Origin of the sequence: Nocardia flavorosea (genome assembly GCF_015477805.1) — a bacterium.
GTDB classification, from domain to species: domain Bacteria; phylum Actinomycetota; class Actinomycetes; order Mycobacteriales; family Mycobacteriaceae; genus Nocardia; species Nocardia flavorosea_A.
On the sequence record NZ_JADLQL010000002.1, the window covers coordinates 1,263,590 to 1,289,108 of the forward strand.

Here is a 25,519-nt window from a genome sequence, read left to right on the forward strand (position 1 = left end):
CCCGGTGCCGGTCGGGCGGATGGGCGACATCTCACTCTGGCCAACGATGCTGCCATGCCGACCGTTCCTTCGTCGGTATCCCGAGCGGAAATCCGTGGATCACGGCACCGGAACGGTAACGCCGGGCAGTATTTCGACCACCCGGGGTGGCGGCGGAGGGGGCGGCGGTGGCGGCGCGATGATCGGCGGGGCGGGGGCGGGCGGTTCGGGCTGGGGTGGGGGTACCGGTTCGGGTTGGTACTCCGGTTCGGGTACATACGGTTCGGAGGCCGGTGGGATCACGATGAACGGCTGCTGCTGTTGCTGCGGCTCCGGCTCCGGCTGCTGCGGCGGATTGAGGATGTCGTACGGGTTACCCTGCGGCTGCGGCTGCGGCTGCGGCCGCGGGTTCGTGGCCGGTGCCGGCGGTGCGGGGGGCGGGTTGCCGAGCTGCTCCACGGGCGTTCCGTCGAGTGCACCGTCCATGGTCTGCTTCCAGATATCGGAGGGGAGCCCGGAACCGTAGACCCGGCCGCCGCCGGCCGTCCTGATCGGCAGATTGCTTTCGGTGCCGACCCATACCGCGGTCGACAGCGAGGGGGTGAAACCGACCATCCAGGCGTCCTTGTTCTCGCCGGTGTCGCCCAGCTGGGTGGTGCCGGTTTTGGCGGCCGACGGGCGCCCGTTCAAACCGTGCCGATTGGAATAGTCGGCGATCGGCAGCATGGCCGTGGCGGTCCGGGCCGCGATATCCGGGGAGATGCGCTGTTCGGAGGGTGCCGGTTGTTCTCCGGTCTGCTGCTCCGGATCGCTGCTGCGGTCCAGCAGCACCCGGCCGTCGCCGCGAACGACCCGCTGGACGAAGTACGGCTCGTGATAGCGGCCCCCGCCGGCGATGGTCGCATAGGCCGATGCCATATCCAGCGGGCGGACCAGATAGGTGCCCAGCACGATCGACGGCATGGTGGCGCCGCCCATCTCGGTCAGCGACTTCCCCGGCACGCCGGGAATATCATGCGGTATTCCGGCCTGGTGCGCGGCATCTGCGATGGCCTGTGGACCGTTGTGCATAGCGAGGGTGAGCCGGTAGAAGCTCGTGTTGAGCGATCGTTTGAACGCTTCCGAGAGCGGGCAGGTACCGCAGGATTCGTCCTCGACATTGTGTACGTCGACGCCGTTGACGGTCACCGGCGCGCTGTCGAACGCGCGGGACAACGGAATGCCCTGCTGTAGCGCGGCCACCACCGCGAAGGTCTTGAACGCCGAACCGGTCTGCACCGGCGCCTGGGCGAAATCGAAGCCGACACCGTCGGCACCGCCGTAGTAGGCGCGCACCGCACCCGACCGCGGATCGATGGATACCACCGCGCTCCGCAGTTCGGGCGGCTGCCCGTTCAAATTCTCGGTGGCGGCCGCCTGCGCGGCCTGTTGTGCTTTCGCATCGATCGTGGTGACGATCCGCAAGGCGCCGGTGTTCACCTCTTCCTGCGATATCCCGGCGGCCGCCAGCTCGCGCATCACCTGGCCCTTGATATGCCCCTCCGGGCCGCGCTCGACGATGTTCTCGTCGAAGACCGGCGGCGGGATCGTGGGCGGGAAAACCACTGTGCCGCGTTCACCGGGCGCCAGCGACCCCATGGCGACCATGCCGTTGAGAACATAGTTCCAGCGATGCAGCAGCTGCGGGAGTTTGGTCTGCGGATCCAGCCCGGACGGGGAGCGGATGAGCGCGGCCAGAACTGCCCCTTCGGCGATGGACAGGTCGGCGACCGATTTGCCGAAGTAGGCCTGTGCGCCCTCCTCGATCCCGTAGGCGCCGCGCCCGAAGTAGATGGTGTTCAGGTAGGCGTGCAGGATCTCGTCTTTACTCCATTCCCGGGCCATCTTCGCGGAGATGATCAGCTCGTGCGCCTTACGGCTCACGGTACGTTCGGGCCCCAGAAAGGCGTTCTTGACGTACTGCTGGGTGATGGTGGAACCGCCGCCGGCGTCGGCTCGGCCCAGGGCGTTGTCACGCAGAGCGCGCAGCATACCCGTGGGGGAGAATCCGGGGTTGTCGTAGAAGTTTCGGTCCTCCGCGGAAAGTACGGCGTCGCGTACGTGCACGGGCACCTGGTCCAGCAGTACCGGGGTGCGATTGCCCTCGGGCGGCACCACCGTGGCCAGTTCCGTGGTGCCGTCGGAGGCGGTGATGGTGGCGGTCTGGTTCACCGGCACGGTCCCGGCCGCCGGGATCTCCGCACTCCAGTACACCAGCGCCACCAGTAGAGCGGGGACGGCGATCAGGATGATGAACAACCACAGCAGCAGGTGGCGGATGCGCTGGCCCCGGCTGCGGGGCGGGCGGCGGTACTGCGGGGGCCGGGGCGGCCGGGGTCGCACACCGGTATCGAGCTGGTTCCAACCGGCGAGCGACGGATACTGCGGCGATTTGGGAGTGTTGTGGCCACGCGGGGGTCGGAACGAGCTCACGATCATCTCCTCCCGGAGCGTCGGAAAAACTCAGGCGCACCACCGCCCGACCACAGGATACCCAGTGATCAGCTTTTGACTCCGCCGGCAGTGAGCCCGGAAATGATGCGTCGCTGGAACACCAGTACCAGAATCACCAGCGGTACGGTCACCAGTGTGCCCGCCGCCATAATCGACGCATAGGGTTCTACCTGGGGATTGTTCCCGGAGAAACGGGCGATGGCCACTGTCACCGGTTCCGTGTCGCTACCGGAGAGCACCCGGGCGAGCAGATACTCGTTGACGGCGGCGATGAACGCCAAGATCGCGGTGGTGAACACGGCGGGCGCGGCCAGCGGCAGCATCACCAGCCGGAAGGCCTGCAATTTGGTGGCGCCGTCGATCCGGGCGGCCTCTTCGAGCTCCCACGGCAGATCGGCGAAGAACGACGCCAGAATGTAGACCGTCAGCGGCAGTACGAAGGAGATATTGGGCAGGATCAACGCCTGGTACTTGCCGATCCAGCCGATATCGGTGAACAGCTGGAACAGCGGGGTCACCAGGACGACCACCGGGAACATCGACGCGCTCAGGATCACCCCCGACACCAGGTAGCGGCCCTTGAAGTTGAGCCGCGCCAGCGCGTAGGCCGCCATAACTCCGATGACCAGCGCGATCGCGGTACTGGCCGCGCCGATGATGACACTGTTCAGCAGTGCCTTGCCGAAATCGTTACCCCGGCTGGTGTCGAAGACGTCGCGGAAATTCTCCAGGGTGATGTGGGTGGGCCACGGGGTGGGGTCGAAGGTGTAGGCGGGGTCGCGGAACGCGGTTACCGCCATCCAATAGAACGGTCCCAGACCCCAGAGCAGCACGATCAACGCGCCCACGTAGATACGGGCCGAACCGAGCCGGCGTCGCCAGGACCGGCGGGGCCGGGCGGGGGTGCCGGTTTGCTGTGTAGTCACCGCGGTCATGCCTTCCGCTGCTCTTCCTGCGTCCGCACTGCGTTCGCGCCCAGTACCTTCACCAGGACGAAGGCTGCCGCGAAGATCAATAGGAAGGTGATCGTCGAGAGTGCCGCCGCGCTGTTGGGACCCTGCCTGGTCTGCTCGACCACCAGAATCGACAAGGTCCGGGTGGCGGGCAGGTTATCGGTCATGATGGCGGGCAGGTCGTACATGCGCAGCGCGTCCATGGTGCGGAACAGCACCGCGACCAGCAGCGCCGGTTTCAGCAGCGGCATGGTCACCTGCGTGAACCGCTGCCAGGCCGAGGCGCCGTCGACCCGGGCCGCCTCGTACACATCGTTCGGGATGATCTGCAGCCCGGCCAGCAGCAGCAGCGCCACGAACGGCGCGGTTTTCCACACGTCGGCGGCGATTACCGCGAAACGGGCGGGCCAGGTATCGGAGGTCCACAGGATCTCGGTGCCGAAAATGGTGTTGACCAGGCCGTCGTACTGGAACATGAATTCCCACAGCCGGGCCGTCACCGCGGTCGGGATGGCCCACGGGATCAGCACCGCCGCCCGCAGCAGCGCCCGGCCGCGGAAAGTCTTGCCCATGACGATCGCCATTGCGAGCCCGATCGCGACCTCGAGCGTCACCGTCACCACGGCGAAGAACAGGGTCACCCCGACGGCGCCCCAGAACTCGGCACCCAGGTTGCCGGTGGGGCATTCGGTGACGCCGCCGGTGATCACCTGGCATTGGCCGACCAGCCAGTGCAGGTAGTTGTAGAAGGTGCTTTCCCCGTTGTCGACGAAGCGGCCGGTCACGGCGTCGAGTTGATCGTCGTAATGGAACGACATCCACAGCGCCCGCAGCACCGGATACCCGATGACCACGGCGAGGGCTATCAGTACCGGCGCAACGAACAACCACGCCCGGCCAGTCATCCGCGCTTCGTCGCGCAGCCTGCTGACCTTCCCGCCGGTACGCGCTGCGTTCGCGGGTTTTTCTGTACGGACCGACGCCTGTGCGTCCGTTCCGGAAGGATCCGACACCGTTCTCTCTCCTGGCTCGCCGGGTCCGGTTGAACAGTAACTACGATCCGGCCGTCTCGATACCCTTCTGCATGCCGATGATCGCGTCGTTCACGGACTTGGTTCCGGTCAGGGCAGCATATGCGTTGTCCTGAATGGCTTTGGACACCGCCGGATAGAACGGGGTGACCGGTCGGGGCACCGCGCTGGCGATGGAATCCTCGAGGGCAGGCAGGTACGGCATCTTGGCGATGAGCGCCGGATCGTCGTAGGTGGAAGCCCGCACCGGGGGCAGTGCGCCGGAGGCGATGATGTGCTGCGCCTCTTCACTGATCAGGTATTTCAGGAAGTCCAGTGCGGTGGCCTTGTTCTCGGAGTACGCGCTGATCGCGGCGTTGTAGCCGCCGAGGGTGGAGGCGCCGATACCGGTATCGCCGGGCAGCGGCGCCACACCGAATTTGTCCTTCACCGCCGACGCTTCGGAGGAGGCGTCACCGTAGGTGGACGGCCAGCTCCGCAGGAACATGAGTTTGCCCTGGGTGAAGGCGGCGCCGCTCTCCGGCTCCTGGAAAGTGATCGCTTCGCGGGGGATATCGCCGGCTTTGTAGGCATCCACCAACTGCTGGAGCCCGGCTCGTGATTCGGCACTGTTCACCGTCGGGGTGCGGCCGTCGGTGCCGACGAACGTGCCGCCGAACGCGTTGATCACCTCGGCGGTGTTCACCGTCAAACCCTCGTACGGCGCGAATTGGCCCGCATAGCAGCCGATCTGCTGCTCCCGCGCGATCGGGCAGCTGGCCAGCATCTCCGACCAGGTGCGGGGCGGGTTGGGGACCAGATCCTTGCGGTAGAACAGCAGGCCACCGTTGGTGTTGCGGGGGGCGGCGTAGAGCGTGCCGTTGTAGGTGGCGCTGGCGACCGGCGGAGACAGCAGCGGGGCGGTGTCGATCGTGAACTGGCCCTCCAGCGGCTGGATCCAGCCCTTGGCGGCGAACTCCGCGGTCCACGGGACGTCCAGCGCCACCACGTCGTAGTCCGGTGATTTCGCCCGCATATGTTCGACCAGATCGTCGTACTGGGCGGAGGCGTCGTTCGACTGTTCCTTGTAGGTGACCTGTTCGTCGGGGTGGGTGGCGTTCCAGCGGTCGATCAGCTGTTTCACCGCACCGGTTTCGGTGGTGTCCTTACCTTCGACGTAGGTGATCGGGCCGCGGCCGTCCTGGTTGCGGCTGAGCTGCTCATCGGTATCGCTGGTGTTGCACGCGGTGGCAAAGGTCACAGTCAGCAGCGCGATCGGCCATAGCACGAGCGCGGCACGTAGAGACGGCACCTTCTTGAAAGCCATCGCGGAACTCCAAGGTCGACACGTGAGCGGCAGCACAAGGCAACATACATGGTGTGAACGTCGCGTGGGGGGTAGTCCTGTGGCGAACGGGATCCCGCTCACTACCCGGCCATCGGCCGACAGTCCCGGAATTCACTCCGAGCGCAGGTAGGCGGGCCGCGCCGGATCGGAGCGGTGCGTACCCCGCCGTTCGCGCCCGGCGGCGGTCGGGGCCGCCGGCGGGATTAGGCTGGGTCGCGATGTCGACCGCGAACGCAGTATCCGAACGCCTGCTCACCAGGATCGGTGGACTGCTGCGCCAGGCCGAGGGCACCGATAACGAACACGAGGCCGAAGCCTTCATGGCCGCCGCCCAACGGCTCGCCACCCGTTCGTCGATAGATCTCGCGGTGGCCCGGACGCACACCCGGGAGCGGGAGCGCGGGGCGACGCTCATCCAGCGGATGATCCCGATCGGCGAACCCGGTCGCAAGGGGCTGCGCACCTACGTCCAGTTGTTCGTGGCCATCGCCGATGCCAACGACGTGCGCTGCGATGTCGCCCGCACCTCCACCCAGGTGTACGCCTACGGGTACGCGGCCGATATCGATGTCTGTGAGGCGCTGTACTCCAGTCTGCTGGTGCAGATGGTGCAGGCGTCGGATCGGTACATCAAATCCGGGGTCCACCGGTCGGCGACGATGGAGAAGGTGGTCGTCGAGCGGCGTCGCGGGCGGCGGGTGCGCCGGGTGGTCCAGGTGCCGGTTGCGGGTGTCACCGCCCGGCTGAACTTCCAGATGGCGTTCGCGGCGCGGATCGGGGTGCGGTTGGCCGCGGCCAAGCAGGAGGTGGAGCGGGCGGCCACAACCCGGGATGCGCACGCCGCCGAACCGGTCTCCGCGGAACAAGCCGCCGGGACAGCGCTCGCGTTGCGCGGCAAGGAACTCGAGCTGGCCGATTTCTACAGTCGCAACTCCGAGGCCCGCGGCACCTGGCGTGGTCCGCAGACCTCCACCGGCTACGCGCCGGATGCCCGGCAGGCCGGCGACCGGGCGGGACGCGCGGCGCGGCTGGGTTTTGCACCGGAACTGGATGCCGCGCGCGGCCGGATCGAAGGATCGGGCAGATAGTGGTGCCGCGGGATTCCCAGCGCGCCAAGGTGTACGAGGCCGAACAGTTGGTGCGAGCTGTATTCGACCGGGCCGGCGAATTCGAGCACCGTACGGTCGAAATCCACGGGTCGCGCCTCACTCTGCCGGTAGAACGGAAATTCGCCTCCGTGGAATCGGTGCAGGAGTATTGCGATCGGGTGCTACGCCTGAAGTGGGTTGCGGCGCAATGGGAGCGATCCTCGACCCCGATCCGGGTACGTGCGCGCGCCGGAACCGCTGCCGCGCATTACGAACAAGCAGGGGCGGTGCTGGCCGTCCCGGTCTCCACACCGAAACCCGCACGCAGTACCGGCACCGGCTGGGCGCTGCGCGAACTGGTGGTGCTGCACGAAATCGCCCACCACCTCGATCCGGACCCGGTCACCGAAGCGGCCCACGGACCGCGATTCTGCGGTCGATACATCGATCTGGTCGAGGGGGTCATCGGGCCGGAAGCGAGCTTGCTGTTGCGAATCACGCTGCACGACTGTGGAGTCCGCGTGGGTTGAGTCATTGGTGATCGGTCCCGGCCGACCGGTCGATACCCGGCGTACCGCTCGCGGGTGCCGGCACCGGAGATGTCTCGTCCCGGCGCGCCCGGTGGATCGCCACCGGGCGATATCCTGCGGTGTACCTACGGCCGCGTCGCCGACGCGACTTCGCCGGGCTACGCATGGTGTGGGTAGTGGCGGATCGCCCGCACCCGAGCGCGACGGGGGCTGGTGGCGCGCTGCTGTCCCCGGGACGGCAGTCAGGATGCCCGCGAGCGCAACTGCGCGAGTACTCGGTGGAATCGTTCGGTCCACCAGGCGGTGCGTGCCGGGTCGGGGTGGCGGTAGTGCTCCAGCCGGTCGGGATCGGGGGCCGGGGCTGCCCGGGGGACCGGCAGGTATCCGTCGACCGGTCGCAGCGACGCGTCGGTGATATCGCCTTCGAACAGTGTGATCGTCCCGAGCCCGCAGGCGTGGCCGAGTTCCGGGAGAGCGCCGGCCAGGGCGAGTTGCGCGGACAAACCGACACTGGTTTCCAAGGCGGAGGAGACCACACAGGGCAGTCCCGCGGCCTGCGCGACCTCGAGTGCCCGGCGGACACCGCCGAGCGGGGTGCATTTGATCACCGCGATATCAGCGGCCCCCGCGACCGCCACGCGCAACGGGTCTTCCGCGCGGCGAATGGATTCGTCCGCGGCGATCGGAACGGCCACCTTGCGACGCACACCGGCGAGTTCGGCGATTGTCCGGCACGGTTGTTCGGCGTACTCCAGCCCGCTCGCGGCGCGGTCCAGTTGCCGGATGCTGCGCACCGCCGTATCGACATCCCAGGCGGCGTTCGCGTCCACCCGGACCGCACCGCTGGGCCCCAGCGCCGACCGCACGGCCTCCACCCGGGCGAGATCCTCGGACAGTGAATCGGGATGGTCGGCGACCTTCACTTTCGCTGTCGAGCAGCCGGAACCGGCCACGAGTTCGTGCGCCCGTTCCGGGGACACGGCGGGAACCGTGCAGTTCACCGGAATGCGCGCGCGTACCGGCTCCGGCCAGCCCGCACTCACCTGCTCGATCGCGGTGGCCAGCCAGTTGGCGGATTCGCGGTCGTCGTATTCGGGAAACGGGCAGAACTCCCCCCATCCCCGTGGGCCGTGGACCAGCACGCCCTCGCGTACGGTGATCCCGCGAAATCTGGACCGCATCGGAATCGCATAGACAACGAGCCGGTCGATCTCGGGCAGTTCGGTCACTGCGCCCACAGTAGTCAGCGGGATGATGAAGGGCCATGGAGGCGGGAATCGAACCCGCGACCTCTCACACGTCGAATGAGTACTCTACCAACTGAGCTACACCATGGCTGTGCTTCACAGTAATGCCGGAATGATTCGCGGACAACAGTTCCCATCGACTCACCGGGTTGTGGTTCCTGTCTCGAAACGGCTTTCGGGGCCGGAGCGACCCCATGGAACCCGCAGGGCCCGGTGCTTCGCGCCGCCCGGTTCAGAGGCGTTCGAGGATAGTGGCGTTGGCAAGGCCACCGGCTTCGCACATGGTTTGCAGGCCGTAGCGGGCGCCGCGGTCGTGCATCGCGTGGACGAGTGTTGTCATCAACCGGGCTCCGGAGGCGCCCAGGGGGTGGCCGAGGGCGATCGCGCCGCCGTTGACGTTCACCCGTGCCGGGTCGGCGCCGGTATCATGCGTCCACGCCGAGACCACCGACGCGAACGCCTCGTTGATCTCGATCAGGTCGATATCGTCGAGGGTGAGTCCCGCCCGGTTCAGCACTTTGCGGGTCGCGGGGATCACCGCGGTGAGCATGAGTAGCGGGTCGTCGCCCGCCACCGCGAAACTGTGCAGGCGTGCCAGCGGGCGCAGGCCGAGTTCGCGGGCTCGCTCGCTGGTGGTGATGAGAACCGCGGCGCTGCCATCGCTGATCTGGCTGGCGGTGGCGGCGGTGATGTTCCAGCCGATCTCCGGGAAGCGCCGGGCCATCGCCTCGTCGTAGTAGGCGGGGCGCAGGGCCGCGAGAGTGTCGAGGGTGGAGCCGGTGCGGATACCTTCGTCGGTGTCCAGCCCGGCCAGCGGTGCGAGTTCGGCGGTGAACCGGCCGTTCTTCGTGGCACGGACCGCCTTTTCGTGGCTGCCGAGCGCGAACTCGTCGAGTTCGGTTCGCGAGATTGCCCATTTCGCGGCGATGAGTTCGGCGCTGATCCCTTGGGGGACCAGTCCTTCCGGGTAGCGCTGCGCGAAGCCGGCACCGGAGAGGTCGTCGGCGCCCGCTGCGCTCGCACCCATCGGGACCCGGCTCATGGATTCGACGCCGGTGGCGATCACCATGTCGTAGGCGCCGGCGATCACCCCCTGGGCGGCGAAATGTACGGCCTGCTGGCTGCTGCCGCACTGCCGGTCCACGGTGGTGGCGGGGACCGATTCCGGGAATCCGGCGGCCAGTGCGGCGCGGCGGGTCATGTTCACGCCCTGTTCGCCGACCTGGCCGACGACTCCACCGATCACATCGTCGACCAGCGCGGGGTCGATCCCGGTGCGTTCGACCAGGGCTCCCAGGCTGTGCGCCATGAGATCGACCGGATGTACGGAGTGGAGGGCGCCGCCGGCTCTGCCGCGCCCGATCGGGGTCCGGACGGCATCGACGATGACCGCGTCTCGCATGGTGATTCCTTCCGCCGCCAGAGCCGCCTCTGGCTAAAGTTATATAAAGCCAGAGTAGGCGCTGGCACCACCTGGGGCAAGCCAGGGTGGATAGAATGAGGCCATGGCAGCCGTGATGGAAGGCCCCCTGGCCGATCTGAACTCGTGGAAACCGGACCACTGCTCGATCGCGCTGGCCATGGACGTGGTCGGAACCCGCTCGGCGATCCTCATCCTGCGCGAGGCCTACTACGGCACCACCCGCTTCGACGGATTCGCCGCCCGGGTCGGCATCACCGACGCAGCCGTCTCCGGTCAGCTGCGCAAACTCACCGAGGCGGGCCTGTTCACCAAACAGCCCTATCAGGAGGAGGGCAAACGCACCCGCCACGAGTACATCCTCACCCGCAAAGGCCGCGATCTGCTCCCGGTGGTACTCGCCCTCATGCAGTGGGGCAATGCCTACCTCCAGCCCGGCCCCCCGCCGCTGGATCTGGTCGAGGCCGCCACCGGCGACCCGATCCGGGTGCAGGTCCGTAGCGCGTCCGGCCGCGAGATCGGGGTCGACGAGCTGGGGGTTCGCCTCAACGAGCAATGGCGCGCTACCCGGCGGCGCGGGCGCTCATCGTGACGGAGCAGGCCGGCTGCTCCGCGTGCGTGCCCTGTCAGTGCAGGCGGCGGCCGTCGTCGGCGGCGAAGAAGTAGATGTGGTCAGGTCCAGGGGTGAGATGTACGCGGCTGCCCTTGGCCGGCGGGGTGCGCCAGTCGGTGCGTGCCACGATCGTCTCGACACCTTCGGTGTGGTCGGCGGGGCGGCCGTAGATGAACGCGTCGGAGCCGAGTTCCTCGACCACGTCGACCTCGATTTCGATACCGGATTCGCCGGTGTCGAGATGTTCGGGGCGGATCCCGATCGTCACCGAGGCGCCCGCCTCGTCGGCCACCGAACGCGGCAGTTGCAGGGTGTATCCGCCGACCCGGACGGCTGCGTCGGTCACCGGGAGCGTGAACAGGTTCATGGCCGGTGAACCCATGAAACCGGCGACGAAGACGTTCGCGGGATCGCGGTAGAGGTCGCGCGGGGAGGCGCACTGTTGCAGCAGGCCGTCGCGCATGACCGCGACCCGGTCACCCATGGTCATGGCTTCCACCTGGTCGTGGGTGACGTAGACGGTGGTTGTCGACAGCCGGCGCTGCAGCTGCGCGATCTGGGTGCGCGTCTGCACGCGTAGCTTCGCGTCCAGGTTGGACAGCGGTTCGTCCATCAGGAACACCTGCGGATCCCGCACGATGGCCCGGCCCATCGCGACCCGCTGCCGCTGGCCGCCGGACAGCGCCTTCGGCAGCCGGTCCAGGAACGGTTCCAGGTCGAGCAGGCGGGCCGCCTCCAGCACCCGGCGCTTCTTCTCGTCCTTGTTCACCTTCGCCAGTTTGAGCGCGAACCCCATGTTCTCGGCGACGGTCATATGCGGGTACAGCGCATAGTTCTGGAAGACCATCGCGATATCGCGATCCTTCGGATCGGTATCGGTGACATCGCGATCGCCGATGAGGATGCGCCCGCCGGTGACCTCCTCGAGCCCGGCCAGCATCCGCAGCGAAGTCGACTTCCCGCAGCCCGACGGGCCCACCAGCACCAGGAACTCGCCGTCGGCGATTTCGAGCTGGAGCTGATCGACGGCGGGCGTCTTGGCACCCGGGTACTGCCGGGTGGCGCGATCAAAGGTCACCGTGGCCACGGCTGTTCACTTCCCTTCACCGATTGGAACACGCGAAGTGGAGCGAATTCGCAACATATGCGTGGTCATGGCGTCAGAGGCTACCGCCGGTGTTCTCGAGCTCCGCATGGTCTGTAGGTTTCCGGAGCAAATCGTGCCAGCGAACCGACCCACTGTCCACCCGTTCGGCGCGCTCCCACAGGTACCGGCCGGGGCGCGGCGGCCGAGGGGATAACCGCGAAACCTGGCGGTCGATCGGTCCAACCGTATACGGGGCCTGGTCGGCGTGTCGGCTGCGCGCGTTCTACAGTGATCTGCTGTTCCGTACCCGCCTGTCCGGCTACGACGCCTACGTGTATGTCCTCGTCGAGCACCAGTCGTGCCCGGACCGGTTCATGCCGATGCGGATGCTGCGCTACATACTCATGACCTGGACTCAGCACCTCGATGCGCACCCGAACAGCAAGGCCCTTCCGGCCGTCGTTCCGCTGGTCGTGCATTCCGGGCCCAGGGGTGAGCAGTGGAACTATCCGACCGAACTGGGCGAGTTGATCGATATCGACGACGCGGCTCGTGCCGAACTGGCCGGGTATCTGCCGAGCTTGAAGATTCTGCTCGATGACCTGTCCCAGGTCGATATCGCCGCGATCCAGGCCCGTGATCTGACCCCGCCGGCGCGGCTGGTGCTGATCCTGCACAAGATCACCGCCAAGAACACGAACCTCGGCCACGATCTGCAACCCTTTCTCGCCGATCTGAGCGACCTGACCACGGATGACCTGTCGCGGATATTCGAGTACATTTTCCTGGAGGGCGATACCGGTCTCGAAGACCTGCAGGCCCTGTTGAATCAGCTCGGTCAGCGAGCCAAGGAGGTAGCTGTGACCACCGCAGAACGACTCCGCGCCGAAGGTCACGCCGAAGGTCGCGCTGAAGAGGCGGCTCGGATGCTGCTCAAACTGTTGGCCGCCAAATTCGGGACGCCGCCCGCCGAGACGGTCCATCGGGTGCGCTCCGCCGACATCGACGAGCTGGAGGCGTGGACGCCGCGGGTGCTCACCGCGGCCACTCTGGAGGAGATCTTCGGTCCTGCCTGACCCGGCACCAGTATCGCAAAACTCAGCTGCGTAGCAGACCGGGTCCGCGTGTAACGGCCGGTAGGAAGTCGAGCGCGAGCTCTACGCCGGGTGACGTCTGGGCGGCCCGAGTCGCAAACCTGGAGAAGGTCAGGTCAACCGGTGAATCGGTCGATCGATTCGAAGATGGCGGTGCGCATGGCCGGACTGCCGGTATGGCCGGAGTCGTCGATGACCCGGAGTTCGGCGTCCGGCCAGGCGCGGGCGAGTTCCCAGGCTGTGTGCAGTGGTGCGGACAGGTCGAGGCGGCCGTGGATGAGGACACCGGGTATTCCGGCGAGCCGGTGTGCGTCGCGTAGTAGCTGGTCGTGGTCGAGCCAGGCGGTGTGTGCGAAGTAATGGGTGCAGATACGGACGAACGCCATCAGCGCGGCATCCGGTTGCGCGGTGTACTGGCCGGGAGCACCCGATGTTTCGTGGGCGATGACTGCGTCCTCCCAAGCACACCAGTTGCGGGCGGCCGTTTCGCGGACCGCCGGATCGGGATGTTCCATCAGCCGCCGGTATGCTTCGACCAGGTTTCCGTCCCGGTCCTCGGCGGGGACACCGGCGCGAAACCGCTCCCATTCGATCGGCAGCAGCAGACGGAGGCCGTGGTAGAGCCAGTCGACTTCTTGCGGGCGGGTCATCGTCACGCCGACCAGCACGATCCCGCTGACCCGCTCCGGGTACCGCTCGGCGTAGGCGAGGATCAGGGTGGAACCCCACGAACCGCCGTAGAGCAGCCAGCGTCGGATACCGAGGTGTTCCCGCAGCCGCTCCATATCGGCGATCAGATGGCCGGTGGTGTTGTGCGCCATCTCGGTGGTGGGCAGCGACGCGTGCGGCCGGCTCTCGCCACAGCCGCGTTGGTCGAACAGCACGATCCGGAACACGTCCGGATCGAACGTCCGGCGCGCTCCTCGACTACCACCGGCGCCGGGGCCGCCGTGCACGACGAGAGCGGGTCGCCCGTGCGGGTTTCCGCTCGTTTCCCAATACATCTGGTTGTCGTCGCCGATATCGAGCAGCCCGCACGCGTAGGGAACGCATTCGGGGAACGGCAATTTCGGCTGCGAGGTCGGCACAACGGCCAACCGTACCGAAGCTCGTAGCCGTCCTGGGCCAAGGTTCCGGCGCCGCCTGCTCGCCGCGAGGGACCCACTGTCGTGGATGAAAGTGTCAGCGCTCGCGTTGTGGCTGCCCCGATTTCTTCACCGCCCAGGCGTTGAATCTGTTCAGCAGCGGAGTGAATCGAACGAGCACGAACTTCGGGCCGAAGCCGCCGATCAGGAGCAGTAGTCCGGGAAATCCCAGTACGAGAACGCCGAATATCGAGGTCAGCCCGGGCAGTACCGAAGCATGCCCGGTGTAGGCGTAGCGCATTTCCGCGGCGCCGAGGTCGAGAAGCCTCGGCCGGGCAATCACCACATCACCGACGGAAGTCTCGAATACGCCGACTGTTCGGTCTTCGCCGAGTACACGGGCCTGCCCCGGTTCGGCGCCGCGGCCGAAGGAGGAGTCGCCGCGGCCGGCTTCGATGACTTCGACCCGCATCTCCTCGCCGTAGCCCAGGTAATAGGCGATGACGTTGATCGGGTGGGTGAGGAAGAACAATGCGCCGAGTGTCAGCGCAAGCCCCACACACCCCATGACTCCGCGGATCAGTACGGTGATCAGAATATTCCGCCACACCGGGCGTTCCCCCTTGCCGTCCACACCGCAATCGAACCACACCGGACGAGCTGTGGCATCGGAATGAAGAGCCTTATTGCGGAGGGGTTTCCGTTACCGAACCCGGCACGGGTCCGGCGCCGCTCTCTGGAGGGAGGCGAGAGCGGCGCCGGAGTTCGGTGCGACGGCGCCGCGTGAACCCTCATCGATCACGCGGCGCCGTCTCACCCGGTATGCAGTGCACACGCCGGGTGTGGATCATTTTGCGGGGGCGAACTCCTGATCGGGTCCGCTCTGGGCACGCTCCGGCTCTTTGGTGAACAAGAGCATGGCCGCGGCGCCGATCAGGCACAGAACCGTCATGACGATGAATCCGCCGTTGTAGGTGCCGGTGCGACCCACGATGAAGCCCATCACCGACGGGGCGATGATGCCGGAGAGGGCGAAGCAGGCATCGGCGAAACCGGCGGCGGTGCCGGGCTGGCTCGGCGCCGCGTCGATCGAGGCGACCCACCAGATACCGCCGGTGATGAAACCGAAGCCGACACCCGCCGAGATGCAGATCAGGGCGATGGTGAGGTTGCTGCCGAAGAACAGGATCGGCAAGATCGAGATACCCGCGAGCAGCAACGCGACCCCGATGATCACGAACCGGGAGCGGATGCTCGCGGTGCGTTTGTACACCCGGTCGACCAGGATGCCGCCGAGCAGCGCACCCACCACACCGGCTGCCCACGGTGCCACCGAGAACGCGCCGACTTCCTTGATGGAGAGCCCGAACTCGTGTTCCAGGTACTGCGGGAGCCAATACATGAACGCCCAGAACATGAATCCCCACGCGAAGTAACCGAGGCCGACCAGCCACAGGTTGCGGTTGCGCAGGATCTCGCCCCAGTCGGTGCTCGACTCGTGACCGGTGTCTTCGCCGTCGATCTGCCCGGCCCGGATGTAGTCCAGTTCTTCCTTCGAGACGAAAGAGGCTTCGCTGGGCGAGTTCTTCAGGAACGGGTAGGCCACGATCACCCAGACCACGCCGGCCGCGGCCAGCACCCAGAACATGCCCTTCCAGCCGGTGAGCGCGATCAGCTGGGTGAGGATCGGGCCGCCGACGAGCAGGCTGCCGGAAACGGCGACCCCGCCGATGAGGGCGAGTGCTTTACCGCGTTCGTGGGCGGGCAGCCAGCGGCTGGCGAGCCGGGTGGCCGCCGGGAAGCAGGGTGCTTCACCGGCTCCGAGGACGATGCGCAGCAGGATGAGGCCGATGAATCCACCGGCGAACGGGGTCAGGGCGGTGGCGGCGGCCCAGATGAACATGCCCACCATGAGCACTTTCCGGGACCCGTACCGGTCGACCAGCGGCCCGGACAGCAGGGCGAACAGCATGTAGCCGATCGAGAATGCGGAACTGATGACGCCGTACTGGCCGGACGTGATCCCGAATTCGGCACGCAGATCGGTGGCAGCGAACGAGATGGCGCTGCGATCGACGTAATTCACCACCACCAGGCCCAGAATGATGGCGATTGTCCACCAACGCGATTTCATAACGTACTCCTCGGATGAAGCAGTCGCGGGGTCAGATGACCCCGCGCGCCCGCAGGTCGTCGATGTCCTCGCGCGTACGCCCGAGGTGGGTGAGGACCTTGTCGGTATCGGCACCGGCGGGTCTACCGGTGTGACGGATCGCACCGGGGGATCGGGTCATGCGCCACATGACGTTCTGCATGCGCATGGGGCCGAGTTCGTCGTCGTCGACGCTGGTGACCATGTCGGTGGCGACGACTTGGGGATCTTTGAGCAGATCGCTCGGCCGGTACACCGGTGCCACGGCGGCGCCGGCTTCTTCGAAAATGCTGGTGACCTCGTCGCGGGTGCGTTCGGCGATCCAGCCGCCCACGTATTCGTCGAGGAGGTCGGCGTGTTCGGCGCGGGTGCGCCCGGTGGCGAACCATTCCTCGTCGATCACTTCGGGATGCCCGACGAGCCGCAGCACCCGTTCGGCGATGGCCTGTGCGCTGGTGGAGATCGCCAGCCAGTGGTCGTCGGCGGTGCGGTACAGGTTGCGCGGGGCGTTGTTCTGCGACCGGTTACCGGTGCGCTGCTGGTCGATGCCGAGTTGGTCGGCGTAGATGACCCCGGGGCCGACGGCGGTCATGATCGGACTGAGCAGGTCGAGATCGACCTCCTGGCCGGTGCCGCCGTTGCGTTCGCGTTCGAACAGCGCCATCGAGACCGCCGACGAACCGGCGATGCCGGCAATGGAATCGGCGAGCCCGAAGGCCGGCAGGGTGGGCGGTCCGTCGGGTTGGCCGGTGAGATGGGCGAAACCGCTCATCGATTCCACCAACGTGCCGAACGCGGGACGTTTGGCGTACGGTCCCTGCTGCCCGAACCCGGTGACTCGCAACATGATCAGTCCCGGATTGCGCTCGGAAAGTTCCGCGTAGGAAAGACCCCAGCGTTCGAACGTGCCGGGCCGGAAGTTCTCGACCACCACATCGGCTTCGGCGGCGAGATCCCGGAAGATCGCCTGCCCGTCGAGGGTGCTGAGGTTCAGCGTGACGGTCTGCTTGTTACGGCTGACCATCTTCCACCACAGCGGCACACCGCCCTTGTCGAGACCGTGGCCGCGCATTCCGTCCGGTTTCTGCGGATGTTCGATCTTGATGACGTCGGCGCCGAAATCGCCCAGGATCTGCGCGGCGAGCGGTCCGGCCAGGATGGTGGAGGCATCCAGGACCTTGATACCGCGCAGCGGGCCGGTCGGCTGTTTCTCGTCGGTCAACTGCACACCTCTCAGTACGGCCGGGAGATGTAGCGGCCGGCGGGTTCGCCGGTGACCGCGCCGTCGGCCAGCACCCGGTTACCGCGGACGAAGGTGTCGGTGACGGCGGCGCCGAGCTCGAAACCTTCGAACGGGGTGTATTCCTGGGTGGATTCGGAATCGGCGGCGCGCACGGTCCAGGTGCGGTTGGGGTCGACGATGGCGATATCGGCGTCGACGCCCTCGGCGAGGCGGCCCTTACCGGGCAGGCCGTAACGGTCGGCCGGGTTCGAGGCAGTGAGCTGGGCGATACGGCGCAGCGACAGGCCGCGCTTGCGGCCCTCGGTGATCAGGCCGGGAAGCAGGTACTCGGTACCGCCGAAACCGGACTTGGCGGCGAACACATCGTCGCGGTCCGCACCGAATTTCACCTCGTCCTTGCAGCAGGCGTGGTCGGAGACGACCCAGTCGATGTTCCCAGCGAGCAGATGCTCCCACAGCGCTTCGACGTCCTCGCGCGGGCGGATCGGCGGATTCACCTTGGCGCCCAGACCGTTCGCGTTGTCGATATCGGTGAGCAGATGACCGATGGTGACCTCGCGGCGGAAGTTCACGTGCGGGAACGCCTCGGCCATCTTCATGGCGGCCTTCAGCGCCTTGGCCGAGCTGAGGTGCAGCAGGTTGATATTCGGCAGGCCGGTCTCGTCGGCGAGGAAGGAGGCGATGGTCACCGCGAGGCCCTCGGAATGCTGCGGCCGGGAAGCGCTGTAGGCGGCGAGACCGGTGAGCTTGCCTTCTTCTTCGACGAGCTTGGTGTAGGCGCTCATGATTTCGGCGGTCTCGCAGTGCAGCGACAGCGAGATATGCGGGGCGAGTTCGGGGAACTGTTCGCGGGCTTTCTGCACGCCGCGCATGACGAACTCGAAATGCGCGATGTCGTAGCGTTCGTCCTCGGGGATCATCAGAAAATCGCTCTGCGAGGCGGAGCGGCCGTGCAGGCCGTGGCTGCCGTAGAACATGAAGATCTTGAACGAGGTCACGCCCTGGTCCGACGCAAGGTCACCGATCTCGCCGATGTGCTGCTTCGACATCGGCGCCAGGTGGAAGGCGTAGTCGATATAGCTGCGGCCCGCGGAGGCGTCCAGCACCTCGGGGAAGAAGTCGGCGTAGGCGCCGCCCTTGTTCAGGTAGTACTGGCCGGTGCGCATATAGGTGAGCGCGGTGGTGACGCCGCCCTGCGCGCTGGCGCGGGACTCGGTCTGCGTGTCCTCGGACAGCGGGTTGTAGATACCCCAGTGCTGGTGTGCGTCGACAACGCCGGGAAAGACCAGTTTTCCTGTCGCGTCGACGATTTCCGCGCCTTCGGCGTTCAGATCGGGCCCGATGGCCGCGATCTTGCCGTCGACGACGAGGATATCGGCGATCTCGCCTTCGGCGGGAGCCGTGTCCTCGGTGCGTACGACGGTGCCGTTCTTGATCAGGTAGGTGGTCATTTCTTCTCCTGGCGAATATCTGGACAGTTGTTCTGTTGTGTGGGCGGCGTGCCGGCGCCGTCAGACAGCGACGGCGCTGTGCGCATGCTCGGCGGCGAGGAAGGCCAGACCGAGTGCGGTGATGAGCCCGTTGCCCGCTAGGTAACCGCCGGCGCCGTGGCCGGAGATTCCGATGGCTGCGCCGCCGGCGGCGTACAGGCCGGGGATCGGGGTGCCACCGGCGAGTACTCGTGCATGTTGGTCCACGACGAGACCGCCCTGGGTGTGGAACAGGGCGGGGGTGATCGCGATCGCGATGTAGGGCGCGGTCAGCGGATGGCGGGCGTCGGTGCGGCCCTGCCGGTCTGGTTCGGCTCCGGTGGCGGCGCGATGGGCCGCGGCGAGTTCGTCGTCGAGGGCCGCGGCGGGCACCCCGATGCTTTCGGCCAGTCCGGTTGCGGTGGCGGCCCGGATCAGCGAACCGCTCTCGGCGACGGTCCGGAAATCGTCGAATACCGAGCACAGTTCCTCGATGTGCTCGTCGATGACGATCCAGCCGGTACCGCCGGGCCGGCCGGCAAGAATAGCGGCGAACTCGGAGTATCCGGTGGTTTCCGGGGCGAAACGCCGGCCGGTGCTGTCGACGATGACACCGCCGTGTACGACGGTCGCCCAGCCGATGAGCGTCTGGCTGCGCGACGACAGCGCGGCATGACCCTGATAGGCGTCCAGGAACGCGCTGTCGGCGCCGAGTTCGCCACCGATCCGGAGCGCGTCGCCGCGGCTGAACTGGCCGCCGTGGTAGTGGGCATCGGCTATTTCCGGCAGATGGCGGCGGACCAGCTCGCGATCGGCGCCGAAACCGTTCGTCGCCAGCAGGACAGCCCCGGTGGTCAGGTGTTCGCTGTTGCCGTCGGGGGTGGCGATCTCCACCCCGGTGACCCGCCCGCCGCTGGTGTGCACAGCACGCAGGCTCATCGGTGCGATGAGTTCGATCCGGGGATGCGCTTGCGCGCGCTGCACCAGATGCCGGAGCAGCCGGGAGCCGTGCCGTCCGGGGATGCTGTGGCAGCGGTCGGCGGTATGGCCGGGGTAGCGGAAATCGGTGACCAGTTCGAGCTCGAGTTGCTGACTGTCAGCGAGCCAGGTCACCAGCCGGGCGCTGGCTTCGGCGAGTGCGCCGGCCACGCGCCGGTCGGCGGTGCCACCGGTTTTGCGGGCGATGTCGTCGAGGAAGCGGTCCGGGCTGTCGTGGACTCCGGCCGCTTCCTGCCAGCGGGTTCCGGCAGCCGGAATCATCGCGGTGCACATCGAGGTGTTGTTACCGCGCTGGAAGTACTCGTCGGCGTCGATCACCAGGACGTTCGCGCCGAGTTCGGCGGCGCGCAGCGCAGCGACGAGTCCGCCGCCGGCGCCGGCGACGACGAGATCGAAATCCGGACCGTCCACGCTTCCTCCTATCGTGTTCCGGCTAGCGGAACGCAAGAATGTGGTCCCCTGCACTATGCACGTTCGGCAATCTGTGCACAAGTGCCTGTTGAACGGATTTACTCAGTGGAAACCGGGCGACGGCCGACAGAAGGTGGCTAGACAATCGTTTCGCTAAGCGGTACAACTTGTTCAGCGCTTGGTCGGTCCCGTCCCATGCGGCGGGGCCGGCGGACAACGAATCCACCCCGGAGAACGGAGCCACGATGGAGCCCTCGAGTGGCGGCACCACATCGGCCGCGCGGGCAGCTGAGGTGCTGCTCGAGTTCGGTCGCCGGTCCAGCGCCCTCGGCGTTTCGGAGATCGCCCGCTCGACCGGTATCTCCAAGGCCGTCGCGCACCGTATCCTCACCACCTTCGTGGAATGCGGGCTGCTGCTCTACGAGCCCGAAACCCGCCGCTACCTGCTGGGCCCGGCCGCCGCGACCCTGGGCGCCCGGGCGTTGGACGTCTCCCCGCTGCGCCGGATGGCCCGGGACGCGCTGGTGGAACTCCAGCGCGCCACCGGTGAGACCGCAACGGTGACCGGACGCCTGCCGGGCGGGCGGGTGTACCTGGACCAGGTCGAGAGCACGCAGGAAATCAAGATGACCGTGGAACTCGGCCGGCGCTTCGAACTGCACAGCGGCTCGTCGGGGCGGATCATCCTGGCCTATCTGTCCGACGAGGAGCAGGAGGATCTGCTGTCCCGTCCGCTGCCGCGGCTCACCGCCACCACCATCGTCGACCCCGAAGCTCTGCGTGCGGCGCTGCGCGCGGCCCGGGAGCGCGGAGTGTGCCGGTCGACCGGTGAACGACAGGAGGGCGCCGGGTCGATCGCGGCACCGGTGTTCGGCGCCGACGGTGCGGTGATCGGCTCGGTTTCGGTATGCGGGCCGAGCTACCGGATGACCGAAGAAGCCTGCGACCGGCACGAGAACGCGTTGCGCGAAGCGGCGCAGCGGGTTTCGCGTGCGCTCGGCCACCGGTCGACGGTGGAGGCGATATGACTCCGCGCAGTTGGCTCTACGTTCCCGGACACCGCGCCGACCGCATCGGCAAGGCTATCGATAGTGCCGCCGACGCCGTGGTGATCGACCTCGAGGACGCCGTCCCGGTGGGCGCGAAAGACCAGGCGCTGGCCAACGCGCTCGAGGCTCTGGGGGCGGTGCCGCCGCAACGGCAGGTCTGGCTGCGGCTCAACGCGCTCGGGACGCAATGGCTCGATCGCGAACTCACTGCCCTGGCAGCCGGCCCCGAACCGGCCGGGGTTCGATTGCCGAAATCCGACGATCCCGGCTCGGTGGCCGCGATCGCGGAACGTCTCCGCTGCCCCGTGCACGCCACCATCGAATCCGCCGCGGGCCTGCTCGCAGCCCCGCAGATCGCCCGCTGTCACCCGCGGGTCACCGGTATCGCGCTGGGCGAGGCGGATCTCGCCGCCGATATGCGCACCGAACCCGAGGGGCTGGCCTGGGCGCGCGGCTGGATCGTCACCGCGGCCCGAGCGGCCGGGCTGTCCTCGCCGGTGCAGAGCGTGTGGACGGCTGTGGACGATCCGGTGGGCCTGGCCGAAACGTCGCGGACCGGACGCGCCCAGGGATTCTTCGGCCGCTCCGTCATCCACCCCGATCAGATCGACATCGTCAACACGGCCTACACGCCGACAGCGGAGGAACAGGACCGGGCGCGCCGAATCGTCGACCGGGCGGCCGCCTCCATAGCGGCCGGCGAATCCGCTGTCCTCGACGAGAACGGCAGATTCATCGACCCCGCCGTGGTCGCAGGCGCCCGCGTGGTCCTCGATCGCGCCCAGGCCACAGCAGCACGAGGAGTGAAAGCATGACCGAACAAACCGTCACCGCGGGCCCGGACGCACTGTTGAACGCCGTGGTGGGCAGCGAACTCGATGTGGTCGAGCTCGGGCATCCGTACACGACCGGCATGCCGTGTTCGCCCAACCACCCCGGTTTCCGGATGACTCTCATCCGCCGGCACGGCGATATGGTCCGCCCCGACGGCGGCTCGGCCTCCAATGAGATCATCGTGACCGGCGGTCACGTGGGCACCCACGTGGATGCGCTTTCGCACGTCAGCCACTGCGGCAAACTGCACGGCGATATCGACGCCGAGGAAGCTCAGCGCGGCGGCCGCCATTCGAAGCACGGTGCGGAGAACATCCCGTTCATGCTGCGCCGCGGTGTGCTGCTGGATATCCCGCGGGTGCGCGGTGTCGAGGCCCTCGAAGCCGGCCAGGCCGTCACGGAACAGGACCTGCGCGATGCCGCCGACGCCGCCGGGGTGACCCCCCGACGCGGCGATGTGGTGCTCATCCGCACCGGCTGGGCCCGCCATTTCGAAGACGCTGCACGCTATCTCGGCCAGCAGGACGGCGTACCCGGCCCCGATGTGGCCGCCGCGCAGTGGCTGGCGGCCGCGGGAATCGTGGCGGCCGGCGCGGATACCACCGCATTCGAGCACATTCCGGCAGGTAAGGGACACAGTGTGCTGCCCGTGCACCGGGTGCTGCTGGTGGAGAACGGCATCCACATCATCGAACACCTGAACCTCGAGGCGGCCGGCGAGCGCGGGCTCACCGAGTTCACCTTCGTCATGGCGCCGTTGCGGATCACCGGCGGCACCGGATCGCCCGTACGCCCGGTGGCGGTGGTCGGCAAATGAACGGACCGGTCCGGAAACGGGACGTCACCACGGAGGGATCCTGTAATGCCTGATCAGCACGGTGCCAGTACTCGCCACGACCTGGCGAACACTGTCGTCGGCCGTCTCGCGGCCCTGGCCGATCGGACCCGCGCCGAAGGACTTCCGGGTGAGCTCCGCAAAGACGTGGCCCGCCGCGTTCTCGACGTCCTCGGGAACTCGCTCGCCGCGCACGATCAGCCCTCGGCCCGCGCGGTCACCGCCGTGGCCCGCGATTGGGCCGGCGCCGCCCGCGCCACCGGTATCGGCACCGGCGAACAATTCCCCGCCGCCACCGCGGCGTTGATCAACGGCACCCTCGCCCATTCGATGGATTCCGACGACACCCACCTGCCGTCGGTACTGCACCCGTCGGCGTCGGTCGTCCCCGCCGCGCTCGCGGTCGGTGAGGCGACCGCGGCCACCGGGGCCGCGGTCCTCGACGCCGCGGGCGTGGGTATCGAAATCGCGGTACGGCTCGGAATGGGCGGCTACGACGAGGAACTCGGTAATTCGGAATTCTTCGAACGTGGCCAGCACGCCACCTCCATCTGCGGCGCCGTCGGTTCGGCCGCCGCCGCGGCCATGCTGTACGGCCTGGATGCCGAGGGTGTCGCCGACGCCATGGGTATCGCCGCGAGTTTCGGCGCCGGTCTGCTGGAGGCCAACCGCACCGGCGGCACCGTCAAACGCGCACATTGCGGGTGGGCGGCGCATTCCGGTGTCACAGCAGCGGAATTCGCGCGGCACGGACTCACCGGCCCGCCCACGGTGATCGAAGGCCGGTTCGGTTTCCTGCACGCTTTCTGCGGCGACCGGGCCGATACCGCCAAGGTCGTCGACCGGCTCGGTGAGCACTGGGAACTGCCCGGCATCTTCTTCAAGCCCTACCCGTGCAATCATTTCACCCACGCCGGTATCGACGCGGCTCGTATCCTGCGCCGCGACGTAGACCCCGCCGAGATCGTGGAAATCGAGCTCGGCGTACCGAAACCGGTGCTGCGCACCATTGCCGAACCGCCCGCCGCGAAGGCCGCCCCCGAATCCGGGTACCACGCGGCGTTCTCCGGCCCGTTCACGGTGGCCCGCGCGCTGCTCGGCGGCTCGGGCCTCGGGGTCGGGCATGCCGATTTCACCGACGCGGCGGCGAAGGATCCGCGCACTCTGGAACTCGCGCGGCTGGTCACCTGCCACGGCGACGACCGGTGCGACGAGATCTACCCGCACCAGTTCCCGGCCGTGCTGCGCGTGCGCACCCGCGACGGCGCCTGGCACCAGGCCCGCGTGGACCACAACCGCGGCGGGCCGGCGAACCCGCTCTCCGACGACGAACTCACCGAGAAGTTCGATCTCAATGTCGAGGGCCGGCTGACGCCGGAATCCGCCCGCGCGGTGGCCGGATACGCACTCGCCCTGCCCGGGGCCGATTCACTGGTAACCCTCATGGCTGCCGTGCGCGGCTGATCCCGCCCGGCCTTCGCGGTGGAGCGCGTCACCCCGCACCACGGGGATGCGCTCCACCGCGGCTCACCGCGTTCCGTCGTACAGTGCCGCGGCGTTGTTCCCGAGCACATCGTTCACCTGCTCGGGGATGAGGCCGCAGCGCCGAATGTATTCCACCGCCCGGGTGTACTTCTCATCCCGGAAATACGGGTGGTCGCTTCCTGCATGAACGCGATTCGTATGACGACACTGCGCACGGTGAGCGGACCGGCGGACATCGGTCACCGTCGGGGCGCGCCCTCGGTCGCCCGCGAACCATGTCGTTCCGGCCCACTGTGGGTGGGCCGGAACAAGCGATCGCAGCCGGTCGGTCAGGAGATCTTGCGGCGGTAGACGCTCATGGCGAACAGGTAGGCGACCACGAGGATGCCGACGCACCAGGCGAGCGCGATCCAGATATCGGTGCCGACCGGTTGCCGGGTGAGCAGATCGCGGATGGCGTCGATGATGGAGGTCACCGGCTGGTTCTCGGCGAAAGCCCGCAACGGGCCGGGCATGGTGTCGGTGGGTACGAACGCCGAGCTGATGAAGGGCAGGAAGATCAGGGGGTAGGAGAAGGCGCTGGCTCCGTCGGGTGATTTCGCGGTGAGGCCGGGGATGACCGCGATCCAGGTCAGCGCGAGGGTGAACATGATCAGGATGCCCGCGACCGCCAGCCAGGCCGGCAGCCCGGCGCTCGACCGGAACCCCATGAGCAGGGCGACGAGTACGACGACCACGACCGAGATCAGGTTCGCGACCAGCGAGGTCAGCACATGCGCCCACAGCACCGAGGAGCGTGCGATCGGCATCGACTGGAAGCGTTCGAAAATTCCGCTTTGCATATCGAGGAACAGCCGGAATGCGGTGTAGGAGATACCGGAGGCGATGGTGATGAGCAGGATTCCGGGTAGCAGATACTGCACATAGGAATCCGATCCCGAATCGATCGCGCCGCCGAAAACATAGACGAACAACAGCATGAACGCGATCGGCATGATCGTGGTCGTGATGATGGTGTCCATGCTGCGGGTGATATGGCGCAGGGACCGACCCAGCAGCAGGGTGGTATCGGGGAAGAAGTGCGTGGTCATCGTG

22 protein-coding genes and 1 tRNA gene are annotated in these 25,519 nt (G+C 67.3%); 8 read left to right on the forward strand and 15 right to left on the reverse strand.

The annotated features are described in order from the left end of the window. Positions 1-99: 99 nt before the first annotated feature. From IU448_RS14605 to IU448_RS14620, 4 genes are all read right to left on the reverse strand, one after another. Positions 100-2,457, reverse strand: a complete 2,358-nt coding sequence (locus IU448_RS14605; RefSeq protein ID WP_195056040.1) for a transglycosylase domain-containing protein — start codon at positions 2,455-2,457, stop codon at positions 100-102. 62 nt (positions 2,458-2,519) lie between these two features. Next, positions 2,520-3,407: a carbohydrate ABC transporter permease gene (locus tag IU448_RS14610; protein WP_195056041.1), complete on the reverse strand. Its 888-nt coding sequence runs from the start codon at positions 3,405-3,407 to the stop codon at positions 2,520-2,522. Beyond that, a complete protein-coding gene (locus IU448_RS14615) occupies positions 3,404-4,438 on the reverse strand; it encodes a carbohydrate ABC transporter permease (RefSeq protein ID WP_416382994.1) in 1,035 nt (344 codons plus the stop codon). Before IU448_RS14615 ends, IU448_RS14610 begins: the two co-directional genes overlap by 4 nt. 40 nt (positions 4,439-4,478) lie before the next feature. Then, positions 4,479-5,762 (reverse strand): ABC transporter substrate-binding protein, encoded by a 1,284-nt coding sequence (locus IU448_RS14620; protein WP_195056042.1) that lies wholly within the window; start codon positions 5,760-5,762, stop codon positions 4,479-4,481. A 239-nt stretch (positions 5,763-6,001) separates the two neighbouring features. On the opposite strand from IU448_RS14620, the gene IU448_RS14625 reads away from it, so the two are divergent. Beyond that, a complete protein-coding gene (locus IU448_RS14625; RefSeq protein WP_195056043.1) occupies positions 6,002-6,871 on the forward strand; it encodes a DUF2786 domain-containing protein in 870 nt (289 codons plus the stop codon). Then, positions 6,871-7,401, forward strand: coding sequence for a TIGR04338 family metallohydrolase (locus tag IU448_RS14630; RefSeq protein ID WP_416382995.1), 531 nt, complete (start codon positions 6,871-6,873; stop codon positions 7,399-7,401). Before IU448_RS14625 ends, IU448_RS14630 begins: the two co-directional genes overlap by 1 nt. A gap of 242 nt (positions 7,402-7,643) precedes the next feature. Here the strand turns inward: IU448_RS14630 and IU448_RS14635 are convergent, their stop codons facing one another. The 3 genes from IU448_RS14635 to IU448_RS14645 form a co-directional block, all read right to left on the reverse strand. Continuing rightward, entirely contained in the window at positions 7,644-8,630 is a 987-nt protein-coding gene (locus IU448_RS14635) for an o-succinylbenzoate synthase (protein ID WP_416382996.1), read from the reverse strand. A gap of 33 nt (positions 8,631-8,663) precedes the next feature. Continuing rightward, positions 8,664-8,736, reverse strand: a tRNA-Ser gene (locus tag IU448_RS14640). Between the two features lie 144 nt (positions 8,737-8,880). Next, positions 8,881-10,050: a thiolase family protein gene (locus tag IU448_RS14645; RefSeq protein WP_195056044.1), complete on the reverse strand. Its 1,170-nt coding sequence runs from the start codon at positions 10,048-10,050 to the stop codon at positions 8,881-8,883. Positions 10,051-10,153: 103 nt separating this feature from the next. On the opposite strand from IU448_RS14645, the gene IU448_RS14650 reads away from it, so the two are divergent. Then, a complete protein-coding gene (locus tag IU448_RS14650; protein WP_195056045.1) occupies positions 10,154-10,660 on the forward strand; it encodes a winged helix-turn-helix transcriptional regulator in 507 nt (168 codons plus the stop codon). 34 nt (positions 10,661-10,694) lie between these two features. Here the strand turns inward: IU448_RS14650 and IU448_RS14655 are convergent, their stop codons facing one another. Next, on the reverse strand, positions 10,695-11,768 hold the full coding sequence (locus IU448_RS14655; RefSeq protein ID WP_195056046.1) for an ABC transporter ATP-binding protein: 1,074 nt from the start codon (positions 11,766-11,768) through the stop codon (positions 10,695-10,697). Positions 11,769-11,857: 89 nt separating this feature from the next. On the opposite strand from IU448_RS14655, the gene IU448_RS14660 reads away from it, so the two are divergent. Next, on the forward strand, positions 11,858-12,844 hold the full coding sequence (locus tag IU448_RS14660; protein WP_195056047.1) for an Rpn family recombination-promoting nuclease/putative transposase: 987 nt from the start codon (positions 11,858-11,860) through the stop codon (positions 12,842-12,844). A 134-nt stretch (positions 12,845-12,978) separates the two neighbouring features. Here IU448_RS14660 and pip read toward each other — a convergent pair whose 3' ends face one another. From pip to IU448_RS14690, 6 genes are all read right to left on the reverse strand, one after another. Continuing rightward, positions 12,979-13,950 (reverse strand): prolyl aminopeptidase, encoded by a 972-nt coding sequence (gene pip / locus IU448_RS14665; RefSeq protein ID WP_324188597.1) that lies wholly within the window; start codon positions 13,948-13,950, stop codon positions 12,979-12,981. Positions 13,951-14,044: 94 nt separating this feature from the next. Continuing rightward, on the reverse strand, positions 14,045-14,581 hold the full coding sequence (locus tag IU448_RS14670; protein ID WP_195056048.1) for a hypothetical protein: 537 nt from the start codon (positions 14,579-14,581) through the stop codon (positions 14,045-14,047). Positions 14,582-14,794: 213 nt separating this feature from the next. Next, on the reverse strand, positions 14,795-16,081 hold the full coding sequence (locus IU448_RS14675; protein WP_195056049.1) for an MFS transporter: 1,287 nt from the start codon (positions 16,079-16,081) through the stop codon (positions 14,795-14,797). A 31-nt stretch (positions 16,082-16,112) separates the two neighbouring features. After that, on the reverse strand, positions 16,113-17,321 hold the full coding sequence (locus IU448_RS14680; RefSeq protein ID WP_195056050.1) for a CaiB/BaiF CoA transferase family protein: 1,209 nt from the start codon (positions 17,319-17,321) through the stop codon (positions 16,113-16,115). Positions 17,322-17,332: 11 nt separating this feature from the next. After that, positions 17,333-18,793, reverse strand: a complete 1,461-nt coding sequence (locus IU448_RS14685) for a dihydroorotase (RefSeq protein WP_195056051.1) — start codon at positions 18,791-18,793, stop codon at positions 17,333-17,335. 60 nt (positions 18,794-18,853) lie between these two features. Further along, a complete protein-coding gene (locus IU448_RS14690; RefSeq protein WP_195056052.1) occupies positions 18,854-20,221 on the reverse strand; it encodes an FAD-binding protein in 1,368 nt (455 codons plus the stop codon). Between the two features lie 245 nt (positions 20,222-20,466). On the opposite strand from IU448_RS14690, the gene IU448_RS14695 reads away from it, so the two are divergent. The 4 genes from IU448_RS14695 to IU448_RS14710 are packed head-to-tail and all read left to right on the forward strand — an operon-like array spanning position 20,467 to position 24,403. Then, the gene (locus tag IU448_RS14695) at positions 20,467-21,249 is read left to right on the forward strand and encodes an IclR family transcriptional regulator (protein ID WP_195056053.1); all 783 of its coding nucleotides are present in this window, start codon (positions 20,467-20,469) and stop codon (positions 21,247-21,249) included. Continuing rightward, the gene (locus tag IU448_RS14700; protein ID WP_195056054.1) at positions 21,246-22,085 is read left to right on the forward strand and encodes an HpcH/HpaI aldolase/citrate lyase family protein; all 840 of its coding nucleotides are present in this window, start codon (positions 21,246-21,248) and stop codon (positions 22,083-22,085) included. Before IU448_RS14695 ends, IU448_RS14700 begins: the two co-directional genes overlap by 4 nt. Beyond that, the gene (locus IU448_RS14705) at positions 22,082-22,921 is read left to right on the forward strand and encodes a cyclase family protein (RefSeq protein WP_195056055.1); all 840 of its coding nucleotides are present in this window, start codon (positions 22,082-22,084) and stop codon (positions 22,919-22,921) included. Before IU448_RS14700 ends, IU448_RS14705 begins: the two co-directional genes overlap by 4 nt. Positions 22,922-22,966: 45 nt before the next feature. Continuing rightward, complete coding sequence (locus tag IU448_RS14710) at positions 22,967-24,403, forward strand: MmgE/PrpD family protein (protein ID WP_195056056.1); 1,437 nt, start codon at positions 22,967-22,969, stop codon at positions 24,401-24,403. Between the two features lie 350 nt (positions 24,404-24,753). Here the strand turns inward: IU448_RS14710 and IU448_RS14715 are convergent, their stop codons facing one another. Continuing rightward, on the reverse strand, positions 24,754-25,515 hold the full coding sequence (locus tag IU448_RS14715) for an ABC transporter permease (protein ID WP_195056057.1): 762 nt from the start codon (positions 25,513-25,515) through the stop codon (positions 24,754-24,756). Between the last annotated feature and the right edge of the window lie 4 nt (positions 25,516-25,519).